Source organism: Corynebacterium riegelii (genome assembly GCF_001263755.1).
Taxonomy (GTDB): domain Bacteria; phylum Actinomycetota; class Actinomycetes; order Mycobacteriales; family Mycobacteriaceae; genus Corynebacterium; species Corynebacterium riegelii.
The window spans coordinates 336,326-349,939 of sequence record NZ_CP012342.1 but is presented as its reverse complement, the minus strand read 5'-3'; the positions used below and the strand labels follow the sequence as shown (position 1 = coordinate 349,939).

Below are 13,614 nucleotides of genomic sequence, written 5' to 3'. Positions count from 1 at the left end.
TTCTCCATGGTTGCCCCTTTACACATTGGCCTTGATGGCATTTCGTTTTCTTACCCTGGTGGCCACCGGGTGCTCACGGACATTTCCTTTGCCGTGCCGTCCGGCTCCGTCACGGGATTGATTGGTGAAAACGGCGCGGGCAAATCCACCCTGCTTGGGGTGATCTCCGGCGAGCTGACTCCGGATGCGGGGGTGCTGATCACCCCTGAGGTGACCGGGTTCATTGCCCAGGAGACGTCGCTGCCGTTTTCCGAGCCAGCACAGATGCTTATCGACGCTGCCGTGGCCGAACTCCGCGCCATCGAATCCGAGATCACCACCTTGAGCGAGCGTATGGCCACCGAGCCGGAGAACACCGAGGTGGCCGAGGAGTTTGACCGCGCGTTGGCGCGCGCGGAGAACTCGGGCCTGTGGGAGCTGGATGCGCGTATTGCCACGGTGCTCGCTGGTTTAGGGTTGGCGAACGTTCCGCTTTCCACCCCGCTGGGCGAGATGAGCGGTGGCCAGCGCCGTCGCTTCGCGCTGGCGACGCTGCTGCTGCGCCCGGTGGACGCCATGGTGCTCGATGAGCCGACGAACCACCTGGATGATGAGGCGGTGGACTTCCTCATCGGCGAGCTGGAGGCGTTTAAGGGCCCGGTGCTCGCCGCGTCGCATGACCGCTACTTCCTGGACACGGCCTGTGACGGCATTGTGGATCTGGATCCTGGTCTGGGCCCGGAGGGCGGTTATGGCGAGGAAACCCGCCAAGGCGCGCGCTTTACGGGTGCGTTTAGTGATTATCTGAAAGCGCGTGAGGCTCGCCGCGCGCGCTGGGAAACTGACTACGCCGCCCAGGAACATGAGCGCGAGCGTTTAGAGAAAGCCAGCAACCAGACCGCCGAGGATGTTTTTCACTCACACGAAAACAAGACGGAGACCCGCAAGGCAGCGAAGTTCTACGCGGACCGCGCTGCGAAGACGGTGACCGGGCGGCGTCGTGCGGCGGAGCAGCGTTTGGAGGCACTGGAGCGCGAGGCCATTCCGGCCCCGCCGACCGCACTGAAGTTCCGTGGGCTTCCGCCGCATGCCGCAACGTCTATTGGTGTGCCGGCTATTCACGCCATCAACCTGCGTGTGCCTGAGCGCCTCTCGCCGCTTTCCATCAAGGTGCAGCCGGGCCAGCAGCTGCTTGTGGAGGGCCCGAATGGCTCCGGCAAGTCCACGCTGTTGAAGATTTTGGATGGCACTCTGCAGGACTATGAGGGTGAGCTCATCATCCCCGAGGAGCTCACCGTCGCGCGCCTGGCGCAGGACGATGACTGGGAGAATCTGGAGATCACTGCCGCGGAAATGTTTGCCGCACACACCCCCGCCGGCTCCCCTGACCTGGTGGAGATGGGGCTGATGAATGAGGAGCAGACTGCGAAGAAGCTTGAGGATTTGTCGCTTGGCCAGCGCCGCCGCGTCTCCCTTGGCATCATCTTGGCCTCCCCGCCGGACTTGTTGCTTCTCGACGAGCCAACGAACCACCTCTCCCTCGCCCTAGCCGAGGAGCTCGAAGCTGCCTTGGTGGACTTCGCTGGCACCGTCGTGATCACCAGCCATGACCGTTGGGTGCGCCGCCAGTGGCGCCGCCGGAGCGAGCAGGGCGACTCCCGCGCACGCGTGCTGGCGTTGGCCACGATGTGGACGCAGGAGCTGTGGCGTGAGGACCGCGACTAAATGGCATACTGTTTGCTGTGAATTCCTGCAAGGCCCTCGTCAGTATTCTGACAGTTTCAACATTGGCTCTTACTGGCTGCAGCAACTCTGGTGACACAGACATTGTGTACGAGACCAGTACGCAGTGGGTGGAGCCCACCGATGAGCAGACCACTGGCGCTCTGAAGCGCAACGAGATTGCGTTGGCTTGCGAGGACGAGCTGGCCTACTTCTTGGACACCACAGGCTACGAGTTTGATTACCTCTCTGCAGACCCGTTGTCGCTGCCGATGTCTGTAGTGAACACTTCAAGCTATGACGGTCCGGTGAGTGCTTCTATTAGCAGCCCGGCATATTCAGGCACGTTTAGCTTTGAGTGCTCGACTGACGGCTACACTACCGATGTAGACCAGATTGAGCTTCCAGACCCACGCGAAACTACGCAGGTGACCACCCAGGCCGCACCCACACAGACTGCGGCGCCTGTCGCACCGAAGCAGATTGACCCGCAGAACTACGACTCGGGCCGCAGCGCGCGCGATAACGACGGCGGCATTAGATACCACAACTCTGTGGACTGGGAGTTTCTCAAAGCCCCGGGCAAAATCACGCCGGGTGCTCGCATTTACAAGGTTGGCACTTCGAGTTTCTGCTCCACGGGCTTCATTGCGTCGCTGGGTGACCGCGCGTTCATCGTTACCGCTGGTCACTGCGGTGATGTGGGTGATCAATTCCTCGTCGAAGACCGTCAGGGCAACACGCTTGTGATCGGCGAGATGGTGGAGTCCTTCGTTGACTATGAAAGTGATGGCAGCATTCTTGGCGCCGATATCGGGCTGATTGAGATTTATGATGAGGCGAAGCAATACGTCGACTCGTCGCTGCCTCCTGGGCAGCAGCTGAAGGGCTACATCACTCCCCAGTACGCGCAGCAGCAGGGCATGTTGATCTGCCGTATTGGTTCCACCACCGGATACGCATGCGGCGTTTTTGAAGATATCGGAAGCGACGGTCAGTTCTACTTCCGCAACATCGTGGACCGTGGTGATTCCGGCGGTGCCATTTTCGCATTGGACGACGACGGCGCTTACGCACTTGGCGTGACCTCAAATGTGAGCGACTTTAACAAGACGCTCGCTGGCGGTATGGAAATCGCCAGCGCCATGGAGTACTGGGGTTTAACCCTCCACGGTTAGCTCGGGTCGACCGGCGCCGGTGCTACAGGTGCGCCAGCGGCGCACATTTCAGGCACCTGGTCTGGTGATAGCGTCGAGGAGATCAGGTTGCAGGCCCACTGCTGGGACAGCTTCCAATGGCCGTCTTCGTGGACAAACATCACGTCATTAATCAGCGTCGGCTCCGTGTCCGGCGCGGTGAGGTTGACCGGTGCGAGCACCTGATTCGGCTCAAAGTCCGCCAGCACCGGGTCCACTACCTGGAACTGAGCACCGGATTCGAGCTGGGACTGCGACATCACGTCGAACAGTTCCGGCACGGTTTCGCCGCCCTGGACGGTGAGCATGCGCTCTTCAATCGGCAGGTTCGGGTCAGCTGCGCGCTGGAGTACGCCGTTGAGTTCCTCAGCACTCGGCAGTTCCGCCGCCGGTGCCGCGGGTGCGGCTTCCTGCGAGGTTTCCTGTTCCGCAGTGGTGGTCGGGGTCGTGTCCGTCTCCGCGTCGCCCGAGCAGGCGGCAAGCGAAAAGCTCAGTGTTACAGCCGCGATGGTGGCGGCAATCTTCGGTGCATGCATAGTTTCTAGCGTAACCCACTTCCCATCTGGCACCATCATTCACATGAGCAACTCCGTTCTCGTCATTGCCACCGGCGGCACCATCGCATGCACCACCAACGCCGACGGCGCGCGCGTGCCCACCCTCACCGCCGCCGACCTGATCGCCCGCTCCGGCCGCAGCGCCGAGCCCTACGATGCAATCAGCCTTGACTCCTCAGCCATCACGTTTGCTGACTTGGACCTGCTTTTAGAGCTTTTGCTTGCCGACGCCACGTCCACCTCCCCCATCGTGCTCACCCACGGCACCGATTCTCTCGCCGAGACCGCACTCGCCATCGACCTCGTCTTGCCTGCCGGCCGTACCGTGGTACTCACCGGCGCCCAGCTGCCTGACGACCACCCGAATGCCGACGGCCCCGCCAACCTCCGCGGCGCCATCGATATTGCCGCCAATCCCCCTGGCCCCGGCGTATTTGTGCACTTTGGCGGCGACACGCTGCCAGCCCGCGGGCTGTACAAGTGCTCCACCCAGTCACTTCGCGCCTTCGCTTTGACCACGGATACGCCTGCTGCGCGCCCTGCGCCTGTTCCCCGCGCTCCCCTCGCTGATCTGAAGGTGCCGATCCTGCGCGCGTGGCCCGGCGCGGACGCCTCTCTTGTGGACCACGTGGCTAACAGCGGCGTCGACGGCATCGTGATCGAAGCTCTCGGCTCCGGCAACGTATCCGACCCAATGGGCGCAGCGATCGCCCGCGCCTGCGAGCGCGGCATCCCCGTAGTCATTGCAACCTCTGTCCCCCACGGTGGCGTGGAGTTTGCATACGGCGGCGCCGGCGGTGGTGCCACGCTGGGGACCGTCGGCGCCCTTCCCGCTGGCCCCTTAAGCGCCGGCCAGGCACGGATCTCCTTGGCTACCGCCCTGGCCAGCGGCACGGACCCACGCCTCGTCCTCTAGTGCTGCGCTAGCCAGTCACCCCAGTCCAGGGAGTCCAGGGGGTCGGCTGGGGTGAGCAACGGGTCGTCCACACGCAAACTGCGCATCCTGCCCGGGCCGGACGCACGGGTTTCAAAGCGAACCGTCACCCAGCCCTTACCTGTGCCCTGCACCCAGCCGTGGCCGTACTCGGCGTGGCGTACGTCTTGGGTGGCCTGCCACTGCCCCGCCTTCGGCGCAGTTTCGCTCACCACCTCCACGTGTGGTGTGCCAACATGGTCGCTCACGCCGCTTTCATAATCACTGGACGTCCGCGACGGCTGCACGATCACCTGGTCAAGCTCCGGAAACAGCACGTCCTGCAGCGTGTCCTCCAAACCGGAGTAAGACACGCCCACCAGCCTGATGGGGCCCACCTCGTCCGGGTAGCGCACGATCTTGAACGCGGTGGCCAACAGCGTGTCAGCGTCATCGGTGGCGTACGGCAGCGTCGCAGAGCGTGACTCAATCCGAAAGTCCGCCATCTTCAGCTTCACGGTGACTGTGCGGGCGCCGCGGCCGTCCTTCAGTAACCGGCGATGGGACTCTGCGGCGGCGCGTCGCAACGCTGCATCGACCTCGGGCACAGTAGTCAGATCCTGCGGGTAGGTGTGTTCCGAGGAAATCTGCTTCGACTCCGCGCGCGGCGCCACCGGGCGATCATCTACCCCTCGCGCCAACTGCCACAGCTGTTGCCCCACCACCCCGCCAAGGGCGATCTCCACTTCCTTTTCGCTCAACGCGGCCAAGTCACCGATCGTTTCAATCCCCGCCGCTGACAGCTTCGCGGCCGTCACCGGCCCCACACCCCACAACTCGTCTACAGGCAGCGGGTGCAAAATCTCCAGCTGCTCGGCGTGCGGGATGAGAAACACCCCGTCCGGCTTCGCCAGCCCGGAGCCGATTTTCGCGTACTGCTTGCCAGAGCCAGCGCCGATAGAACTTGGAAGGCCCGTTTCGCGTTTAATCTCAGCTCGGAGATTGTTGGCCCAGGTGAGGACGTCGTTCGGTGTGGCGTCGATAAGCTGCTGTGGCTCCATAAACGCCTCATCAATAGACAGTTGCTCCACCACCTCCGCATGCCTGCCAATGATCTCAAACACGCGCCGTGATGCCGCCTGGTACACCGCCCTGCGCGGGGCGACGAGCACCGCTTGATTGCCCACCAGCCGCGCCGCCCGATGCGTGGGCATGGCGGAACGAGCACCATACTTGCGCGCCTCATAGCTCGCGCCCGCGACCACGCCGCGACCACTTACGCCCGCCACCAACACGGGCCTGCCCTTCAGTGTGGGTCGGGTCAGCTGCTCGACGGAGGCATAAAACGCGTCCATATCTATGTGCAGCACCCAGCGAGGCATAGCCCCTACCGTACCGCCCGCAATTTTCCGCGCCGCGGAAACTCACACAGGTAGGGTTGTCTCCCATGACCAATCGCAAACCACTTCCGAAAGTTGCCTATGCACCCATGCTTGGTCTCGAAGCATTCGTCCGAGCACGAGTAAATAAGGATTACTCACATCTCGTGCAACTGCGTGCTTCAGCGTTAAACCAGTGCGTCTACTGCCTGGCTATGCATCGTCGCGACGCTCGCAAGGATGGATGGTCTAAAGAGCGCATTGCCCATGTTGAAGATTGGACAGAACACCGTGAAGCATTTAGTGACACTGAAATTGCGGCACTTGAACTCACCGACGCAGTAACCCGCATCAACGGCGAAGAATCCGTGCCGGACCAGCTTTGGAACCGCGTTGAGACTCTGCACGGTGAAAAAGATGCACGCAACTTGCTCATGGCAATTGTCACCATCAACGCTTGGAACCGAATCGGCATCACCACCCGCCTCGATCCAGGAAGTCTCTCCGGCGTAGATGCCTTCGATCTAGGCGAGGCATAGCCCTTACCGTACCGCCCGCAATTTTCCGCGCCGCGGAATATCAGGCGAAACTCGTATCGGTTCGCACCTCCTCGACACCTCCCGCACGCACCGGCAAACCACGGCTCCTCGAGATGAACTTGGAGCCGTCCCTAAAACGGAACTCCACATTCGGACCGTGCGTCACTACTTCGGCAACACCGTGGCTGACTAGCGAGTGGCAGCTCGAACACAGCGGGATCAGATTGCCAATGTCAGTCGTGCCACCATCGGACCAATCCGTGATGTGGTGGATTTCAATAAACCGCGAGTGGGTACACCCCGGCATGGCGCACTGGTGGCCCCACACGTCAAGCAAAGCTTCCACTTGGCCGTCGCTTGCTAGCCTGCGCTTCTTGCCGAAATGCATGGTCAACCCCTTCGAATCCAACATATGCACCCGTGTCACCGCGTCCTTCACGTAATGACGCAGCGTGCTCGACGGCGCCTGCGGGTTTGTGGGCATCCACGCCTTGCCGTCCTCAGTCAACATGATCGTGACCTGGGCGCCCGGTGCGCGCACCGGGGCCTGCGGGTTGCTTCGCACCATCTGCACCATGGTCACCAGCGCGGCGTACAAATCCGCTTTCACCGGCGGGCCGTAGCGCGAGGGCACACCGAGAATGCTGTCCGCAGTCATGCGGCGTTCCGGTTTTGCGTCCTCCACCTGCTCAGCGGGGCACGCTTCCGCGGCGTCCTCACCACCGTCGCCAGCAGCGGCAAGCTGCGCGATCTTCAGCGCCGCCATCAGCTCCTGGCCTTCTACCGGAGGCAGCAGGAACTCCCCCACCACCATCCCATCTTCGCGCACCCACGTTTTGAAAAACGGCGCCTCGGGCTTCTCCTGGTCCTGCTCGCCGCCAGCAAGTGCTTTTTCCAGCTCGGAATAGCACATGCCTCGCGCCAATTCGAGCAGCTCAAGCTCATTTTCTAACGTCATGTACCGCAGCAACAATCTGACTACGGTGTAGTCCACTTCGCCGTTGAGGAAGGAGAGCATTAAAGCGTCGAAAAGCAAGAGTTTCCGGCCAACCGCAACGTACTCATACGCCGTTGACGTTTTCATGCCAAGGTTGCGCACAAGCCACGCGCCGGTGCTGGCCGCGCCGAGCTCTTGAGCGCGGCCAAATGAGTCGAACTGCGCGATTTCATAAATCAGCCGCGCGCGCGAGGTGTTGGAATGGTGGCTAACCAGATAGATACGTAACGCGTGCTCATACGCCGCATCTTCACCGGTATTTAGGCTGGTAGCGAGGGTGTTTTCTAAGGTCATCGTCATGCAACAACCCTATAACACACACCCCACACACCAGCCTCAGCGCTCGAACGTGTGAGCTATTGCTTCACGACGCTCGCACGCACCCCATCAACCACCTCAACACCCGACTCAAGCGCCTCGGTAGTCACCTCAAAGCTGGTGGCCAGGGTCTCGGCGGCGATGTGCTCAGCGTGGCGCTGCGCCCACTCTTCACGTTCCGCAGGCACAGACAGCACAACCGCAATGCGGTCAGAGACCGCCAGGCCAGCGTGCTTACGCGCGTCCTGCAGGCCACGGATCACGTCCGCAGCCCAGCCCTCAGCCTCAAGCTCCTCAGTGACCTCGGTGTCAAGCACGACCAGGCCAACAGTGCCGTCGGTGGACTCAACGCGGGTGGTGGAATCCGGATCCTCAGCAACCAGGCGCTCCGTGTAGAGCTCCGGGGTCAGCACAATGTCACCGTCAACCACCACGTTGTCGCCCTCGCGCACGTAGTTGCCCGCCTTGACGTTCTTGATCGCGCGCTGCACGTCCTTGCCCAACGTCGGGCCAGCGACCTTGGCGTTGACCACGACTTCGAAGGTGCCGGCGGCATCCACATCGTCGCTAAGCAGAAGCTCCTTGACATTGACCTCATCGCGGATGACACCCGCAAACGGCTCAAGCACCTGCGCATTCGTCATCGCTACAGTCAGCTTCGGCAGCGGCAGACGGTTGCGCAGCTTACGGGCCTTGCGTACCGACGACGCCGCGGAGCACACCGCACGCGTTGCATCCATCGAAGCCACCAGGTCAGCATCCGCCGGGAATTGCTCAGCCTTCGGGTAATCCGTCAGGTGCACCGAACGCTCACCGGTCAGACCACGCCAGATCACCTCAGTGATGTACGGCAACAGCGGTGCAGCCGCACGGCACGTAGCCTCCAGCACCGTGTACAGCGTGTTAAACGCCTCCGGATGCTCCTCCTGGCCAGCCCAGAAACGATCACGAGAACGACGCACGTACCAGTTGGTCAACGTGTCCGCGAAGCGACGCAGCTCATCACACGCGTCCGCAATCCGGGTGTCTTCCAACGCGGCGCCAACGGCCGCAACCATGTCATGCGTCTTAGCCAAGATGTAGCGATCCAGCACATCCGTGGAATCCACCGACCACTTGGCGTCTTCCGAGGAGTACAGCTGCAAGAACGTGTAGGCATTCCAGATGGGCAGGATGGCTTGGCGCACACCCTCGCGAATGCCCTGCTCGGTGACGATCAGGTTTCCGCCACGCAGAATCGGGCTCGACATGAGGAACCAACGCATTGCGTCAGAACCATCACGGTCAAACACCTCGTTGACGTCCGGGTAGTTGCCCTTCGACTTGGACATCTTCAGCCCGTCATTGCCCAGCACAATGCCGTGGGCGACAACCTTCTTAAACGCCGGGCGATCAAACAGTGCCGTGGAAAGCACGTGCTGCACATAGAACCAGCCACGGGACTGACCCGAGTACTCCACAATGAAGTCTGCCGGCTGGCGAACATCGTGTTCTTCAACGTTCTCGAACGGGTAGTGGTACTGCGCAAACGGCATAGAGCCCGACTCGAACCAGCAGTCCAGGACGTCCGGCACGCGGCGCATCATGGACTTACCAGTCGGGTCATCCGGGTTCGGACGCACCAGCTCATCAATGTGCGGCCGGTGCAGCGACTTCGGACGCGTACCAAAGTCACGCTCCAACTCGTCCAGGGACCCGTAGACGTCTACACGCGGGTACTCCGGATTATCCGAAACCCATACCGGCACCGGCGAACCCCAGTAGCGAGTACGCGAGATGTTCCAATCACGCGCGCCCTCCAGCCACTTGCCAAACTGGCCATCACGCATGTGCGACGGGATCCAGTCAATCTGCTGGTTGAGCTCCACCATGCGATCACGGATGTCCGTCACCTTCACAAACCATGCCGGCAGCGCCATGTAGATCAGCGGCTCACCCGAGCGCCAGGAGTGCGGGTAGGAGTGCATGATCGTCTGATCACGCACAACACGGCCCTTGGCGCGCAGGTCACGGATGATGTCACGGTTCGCGTCAAAGACCAGCTGGCCCTGGTAGTCCGGAACCAGCGAGGTGAACTTGCCGTCCGCATCCACCGGGATGACCAGACCGATGCCGTAGTCCTCACAGGTGAACATATCGTCCTCACCAAAGGCAGGAGCCTGGTGGACAACGCCGGTGCCGTCCTCAGTGGTGACGTAGTCAGCGTTAAGCACCATGAAGGCGTTTTCCTGGTCACGGAAGTAGTCAAAGACCGGCTCGTACTCCAAGCCTTCCAGCTGTGCGCCGGTGAAGGTGGCAACGGTGGTGAACTCGCCCAGCTCCTTCGCGTACGCACCGGTCAGGCCAGAGGCCAACAACAGCTTGCTGCCAGCAAAGCCCTCAACCCCATCCTGGCCAACCTCAACCAGGCTGTACTCCACCTCCGGGTGTACGGCAAGCGCCAGGTTGGACGGCAGGGTCCACGGCGTCGTGGTCCAGGCGATCGCAGCTGCGTCATGCAGCTCCGGGTGCTCCGCCCAGGTCTTCTCCGCGGCAAAGCCAGCGCGCGCACCGGTAAACGGCATAGTCACCGTCACCGTCGGGTCCTGACGCTCACGGTAGGAGTCATCCAGACGAGTCTCCTGGTTAGACAGCGGGGTGTGCTCCGCCCAGGAGTACGGCAAAACGCGGAAGCCCTGGTAGATCAAGCCCTTGTCATAGAGCTCTTTAAACGCCCACATGACGGACTCCATGTACTCCGGGTCCATCGTTTTGTAGCCGTTCTCAAAGTCCACCCAACGCGCCTGGCGGGTGACGTAGTCCTCCCACTCACCCGCGTAGTGCATCACAGACTTCGCGCAGTACTCATTGAAAGCCTCAAGGCCCATGTCCTCGATCTGAGCCTTATCAGTGATGCCAAGCTGCTTCTCCGCTTCAAGCTCCGCGGGCAGGCCATGGCAGTCCCAGCCGAACACGCGCGGGACGTGGAAGCCAGCCTGCGTGCGGTAACGCGGCACGATGTCCTTGACATAGCCAGTAAGCAGGTGGCCATAGTGCGGCAGGCCGTTAGCAAACGGCGGGCCGTCATTGAACACGTATTCTTCGCAGCCTTCGCGGTTCTTCAGCGAGGCCTGGAAGGTGTCATCCTTCTTCCAATAATCCAGCACCTCGCGTTCCATATCAGGGAACTTGGTGCTGCCAGCCGTCATGTCGGCCTTGGGGTAAACGCCGCCAACTGTCATGAGTTGTTCTCCTCCACTACGTTTCATTCACCGCAGGGACGCAGCCACAAAGGCCACGCGGTACCACCCTGCTTGAGCCCCAGTTTCCTGGGACCCCGCTTCGTTGTGGAGGAAGTGACGCCTTCCATGTACGTCCGGTTCTACTGAGCCTAAACGGGCCGTTCTTCCGGAACGCTCCCCGGTGATTGCCGGATCAATGCGTATGTGGGCTACATACTAGCCCACGTTGAGTTACTTGTCGCCGTTCGGCGCGAAGCTGCCGCGAGACTCCAGCTCTTCCAGCTGGGACGTCAGCAGCGTCTTCAGGCGAGTGCGGTACTCACGCTCGAAGGTGCGCAGCTCAGCAATGCGAGCCTCCAGAGCGGACTGCTGCTGCTTCACCGTGTTCATAATCTCGGTGTGCTTACGCTCAGCGTCAGCCTGCAGCTGCTTCGCCTTCTCCTCAGCCTGGCGAACCTGTGCCTCTGCACGCGAGGTTGCGTCAGCGGTGGTCTCCTTGGCCTTCTTCTCAGCCTCAGCGACAAGCTGCGTTGCCTGCTGCTCAGCGTCACGGGTCGTACGCTCAGCCTTTGCCTGCGCTTCCTGCACCTGCTTCTTGGAGGAAGCATCTGCGTCTGCCAGCTGGCGCTGTGCAGCGGTCTTTGCCTCCTGGAGCATGGTCTGTGCCTCGTTCTGTGCGTCCGAGGTCAGACGCTCTGCCATCTCCTGCGCCAGGCCAAGCACCTTGGCTGCCTGCACGTGGGTGTCAGCGGTTGCCACACCAGCCGGCGCCTTCTGCTCTGCCGGGCGGGCCGATGCCGCCGCAGCCGCCGGAGCGGATGCGTTCTTCGCAGCCTTCTCAGCGTCCTCGCGCGCCTTCTTCGCTTCCTCGCGAGCAGCGGCCAGCTCAGCCTGCGCCTTCTCCTGAGCCTCGGTTGCCTTGTTCAGGCGCTCCTCATACTCATCACGCAGCTTCGCCTCTACTTGACGACGCACCGCCGCCTCATCAACGTCACCGCCCTTCGCAACAGGAGCTGCCGGGGCACTCTGGCCACTGGAAAGCTCCTCAACGCGTGCACGCAGGTCATCGTTTTCATCCTGCAGCTGGGCGAGTGTGTCCTCGACGAGGTCAAGGAACTGATCAACCTCGTCCTCGTTGTAGCCCCGCTTGCCAATCGGTGGCTTGCTAAAGGCTACGTTGTGCACGTCTGCTGGTGTCAGCGGCATGAGCGGTCCCTTCGATGTTGGAAAGAGTTAAACACGGATAGTTTAACCCAACGTTAAACGTTAGACATGCAAAGCCGGTCGAATGAGCACTCCCTGAATCAGCGACTGCACAATTGCCAGCGCAAAAAACAGGACCAAAACGCTCACATCAAGGCCCACGCCACCGCCCATGCGCAGCGGCGGAATCAGCTTGCGCAGGGCTTTGACCGGCGGATCCGTAACCACGAACACCGGCTCCGCCGCAAGGGTGAACCACGTTGGCGGATCGAAGTGCTTGGAGAACGCCTGCACCATCTCAATGATGATGCGGATGATCACCGCAAGCATATACAGCCCAACGAGGGCGTAAAGAATTGCGCCGAAATAAACCACGAAGCAATCCCCCGCTACAGGCGGGCGACGCGCTTGAGCTCATCGGTGGAGATGCGCGCGTTTTCCGGAACGATGGCAAACACGCGACGACGAGAGCCCGTGTTGCGAGCCAGGTTCAGCATGCTGCCACGAAGGGCAAAGCACAGGCCAGCGGCAAAATCCACAACACGCTTTGCGTCCGCTGCGTCCAGATCGGTCAGGTCCATAATCACGGCGTCACCGTCACGGAACGGCTCGCCAATCTCCTTCGCGTCGTTGTAGGAACGCGGGGCGGTGGAGATGATCTCCGGGGTGAACGAGCGGGCGATCGGCTCACGCGGAGCGCGCTCAACGTGCTGAGCACGCTGCGGTGCGGCATGCTCGCGCGCTTCACGCGTTTCGCGGTACTGCTGATCGTCGTAGTAGGCGTCCTCGGCGTCGTCGTACGGGCCGAAACCGAAGAATTCTTTGGCGGTGCCGATAAAGGACATTAGTGCTGCTCCTCGCATGTTTGCGGGTGGTGGGAAGATATGGAAATTAGCCTACGGGTCGCGGGCCAAACACTGCGGTTCCGACACGCACGATGTCCGAACCACAGGCAATTGCCTCCTCAAAATCCCCACTCATCCCGGCAGAAAGCTGGAGGGGGCGGTCAAGTTGGCTCGCGTAGGCGTCGGTAAGCAAACGAAGCTCCTCAAACACCTTGGCCGGCTCGGCGTCAAGCGGCGGCACAACCATAAACCCCTTGAGCTCCAGGTGCTCATGCTTTTCGACGACCTCCGCCAACTCCCCCACCCCATCCAAGGCAACCCCGCCACGCGCAGTGTCGCCATCGAAGGACACCTGGATCATGCACGGCAGGATCTCGCTTGTGCGATCACCACGCTCAAGTGCAAGCGCCATCCCGCGGTTCAAACCGTCAGCCAGCCTGACCGAGTCCAGCGAATGCACTTCCGCAGCCCAGCGCGCCACCGCGTTGGCTTTCTTTGTCTGGATCTGACCGATCATGGCGATGCCGCATTCGTCTCCCAGCTCAGCGGCCTTATCGCGCGCCTCCTGCTCGCGGTTCTCCCCGACAAGCGTGATACCGCAGGCTGCGACCTCGCGGATTGCGGACGCCGGGTGGAACTTGCTCACCGGAAGCAACTGCACACTGCCAGACTCACGGCCAGCGGCCTGCTCAGCGGCGCGAATACGTTCCTGTACAGCCTTGATATTTTCTGCAATAGTCATGGT

At 61.6% G+C, this 13,614-nt stretch carries 12 protein-coding genes; 4 read left to right on the top strand and 8 right to left on the bottom strand.

The window, feature by feature from the left end; genetic code table 11:
• Positions 1–6 precede the first annotated feature (6 nt).
• Complete coding sequence (locus tag AK829_RS01655; protein ID WP_052203668.1) at positions 7–1,704, top strand: ABC-F family ATP-binding cassette domain-containing protein; 1,698 nt, start codon at positions 7–9, stop codon at positions 1,702–1,704.
• Positions 1,705–1,766: 62 nt separating this feature from the next.
• On the top strand, positions 1,767–2,879 hold the full coding sequence (locus tag AK829_RS01650; RefSeq protein ID WP_052203667.1) for a chymotrypsin family serine protease: 1,113 nt from the start codon (positions 1,767–1,769) through the stop codon (positions 2,877–2,879).
• Here the strand turns inward: AK829_RS01650 and AK829_RS01645 are convergent.
• Positions 2,876–3,433: a hypothetical protein gene (locus AK829_RS01645; protein WP_052206320.1), complete on the bottom strand. Its 558-nt coding sequence runs from the start codon at positions 3,431–3,433 to the stop codon at positions 2,876–2,878. The genes AK829_RS01650 and AK829_RS01645 overlap by 4 nt on opposite strands.
• Positions 3,434–3,476: 43 nt before the next feature.
• Here AK829_RS01645 and AK829_RS01640 point away from each other — a divergent pair, with 43 nt between their 5' ends.
• The gene (locus AK829_RS01640; protein ID WP_052203665.1) at positions 3,477–4,370 is read left to right on the top strand and encodes an asparaginase domain-containing protein; all 894 of its coding nucleotides are present in this window, start codon (positions 3,477–3,479) and stop codon (positions 4,368–4,370) included.
• Here AK829_RS01640 and AK829_RS01635 read toward each other — a convergent pair.
• Positions 4,367–5,749: a DNA polymerase IV gene (locus AK829_RS01635; protein WP_052203663.1), complete on the bottom strand. Its 1,383-nt coding sequence runs from the start codon at positions 5,747–5,749 to the stop codon at positions 4,367–4,369. The two genes, AK829_RS01640 and AK829_RS01635, sit on opposite strands and share 4 nt — an antisense overlap.
• A gap of 65 nt (positions 5,750–5,814) precedes the next feature.
• Between AK829_RS01635 and AK829_RS01630 the strand changes: the two genes are divergently transcribed.
• Complete coding sequence (locus tag AK829_RS01630) at positions 5,815–6,285, top strand: carboxymuconolactone decarboxylase family protein (protein WP_052203661.1); 471 nt, start codon at positions 5,815–5,817, stop codon at positions 6,283–6,285.
• A gap of 40 nt (positions 6,286–6,325) precedes the next feature.
• On the opposite strand, the gene AK829_RS01625 is transcribed toward AK829_RS01630, so the two are convergent.
• The 6 genes from AK829_RS01625 to AK829_RS01600 all read right to left on the bottom strand — a co-directional run bounded on the left by AK829_RS01625 (position 6,326) and on the right by AK829_RS01600 (position 13,611).
• Entirely contained in the window at positions 6,326–7,582 is a 1,257-nt protein-coding gene (locus AK829_RS01625) for an HNH endonuclease signature motif containing protein (protein WP_052203659.1), read from the bottom strand.
• Positions 7,583–7,638: 56 nt separating this feature from the next.
• Positions 7,639–10,821: an isoleucine--tRNA ligase gene (ileS, locus tag AK829_RS01620; RefSeq protein ID WP_052203657.1), complete on the bottom strand. Its 3,183-nt coding sequence runs from the start codon at positions 10,819–10,821 to the stop codon at positions 7,639–7,641.
• Positions 10,822–11,052: 231 nt separating this feature from the next.
• On the bottom strand, positions 11,053–12,027 hold the full coding sequence (locus AK829_RS01615; RefSeq protein ID WP_052203656.1) for a DivIVA domain-containing protein: 975 nt from the start codon (positions 12,025–12,027) through the stop codon (positions 11,053–11,055).
• 60 nt (positions 12,028–12,087) lie between these two features.
• On the bottom strand, positions 12,088–12,399 hold the full coding sequence (locus tag AK829_RS01610) for a YggT family protein (protein ID WP_219619651.1): 312 nt from the start codon (positions 12,397–12,399) through the stop codon (positions 12,088–12,090).
• Between the two features lie 14 nt (positions 12,400–12,413).
• The gene (locus AK829_RS01605; protein WP_052203654.1) at positions 12,414–12,869 is read right to left on the bottom strand and encodes a cell division protein SepF; all 456 of its coding nucleotides are present in this window, start codon (positions 12,867–12,869) and stop codon (positions 12,414–12,416) included.
• A gap of 46 nt (positions 12,870–12,915) precedes the next feature.
• The gene (locus tag AK829_RS01600) at positions 12,916–13,611 is read right to left on the bottom strand and encodes a YggS family pyridoxal phosphate-dependent enzyme (RefSeq protein ID WP_052203652.1); all 696 of its coding nucleotides are present in this window, start codon (positions 13,609–13,611) and stop codon (positions 12,916–12,918) included.
• Between the last annotated feature and the right edge of the window lie 3 nt (positions 13,612–13,614).

What these genes read in the sequence shown, in the direction of transcription:
- AK829_RS01655 (WP_052203668.1), top strand. Translation starts at nt 7, where the DNA reads ATGGTTGCCCCTTTACACATTGGCCTTGATGGCATTTCGTTTTCTTAC.
- AK829_RS01645 (WP_052206320.1), bottom strand. Translation starts at nt 3,433, where the DNA reads ATGCATGCACCGAAGATTGCCGCCACCATCGCGGCTGTAACACTGAGC.
- AK829_RS01640 (WP_052203665.1), top strand. Translation starts at nt 3,477, where the DNA reads ATGAGCAACTCCGTTCTCGTCATTGCCACCGGCGGCACCATCGCATGC.
- AK829_RS01635 (WP_052203663.1), bottom strand. Translation starts at nt 5,749, where the DNA reads ATGCCTCGCTGGGTGCTGCACATAGATATGGACGCGTTTTATGCCTCC.
- AK829_RS01630 (WP_052203661.1), top strand. Translation starts at nt 5,815, where the DNA reads ATGACCAATCGCAAACCACTTCCGAAAGTTGCCTATGCACCCATGCTT.
- AK829_RS01625 (WP_052203659.1), bottom strand. Translation starts at nt 7,582, where the DNA reads ATGACGATGACCTTAGAAAACACCCTCGCTACCAGCCTAAATACCGGT.
- ileS (WP_052203657.1), bottom strand. Translation starts at nt 10,821, where the DNA reads ATGACAGTTGGCGGCGTTTACCCCAAGGCCGACATGACGGCTGGCAGC.
- AK829_RS01615 (WP_052203656.1), bottom strand. Translation starts at nt 12,027, where the DNA reads ATGCCGCTGACACCAGCAGACGTGCACAACGTAGCCTTTAGCAAGCCA.
- AK829_RS01605 (WP_052203654.1), bottom strand. Translation starts at nt 12,869, where the DNA reads ATGTCCTTTATCGGCACCGCCAAAGAATTCTTCGGTTTCGGCCCGTAC.
- AK829_RS01600 (WP_052203652.1), bottom strand. Translation starts at nt 13,611, where the DNA reads ATGACTATTGCAGAAAATATCAAGGCTGTACAGGAACGTATTCGCGCC.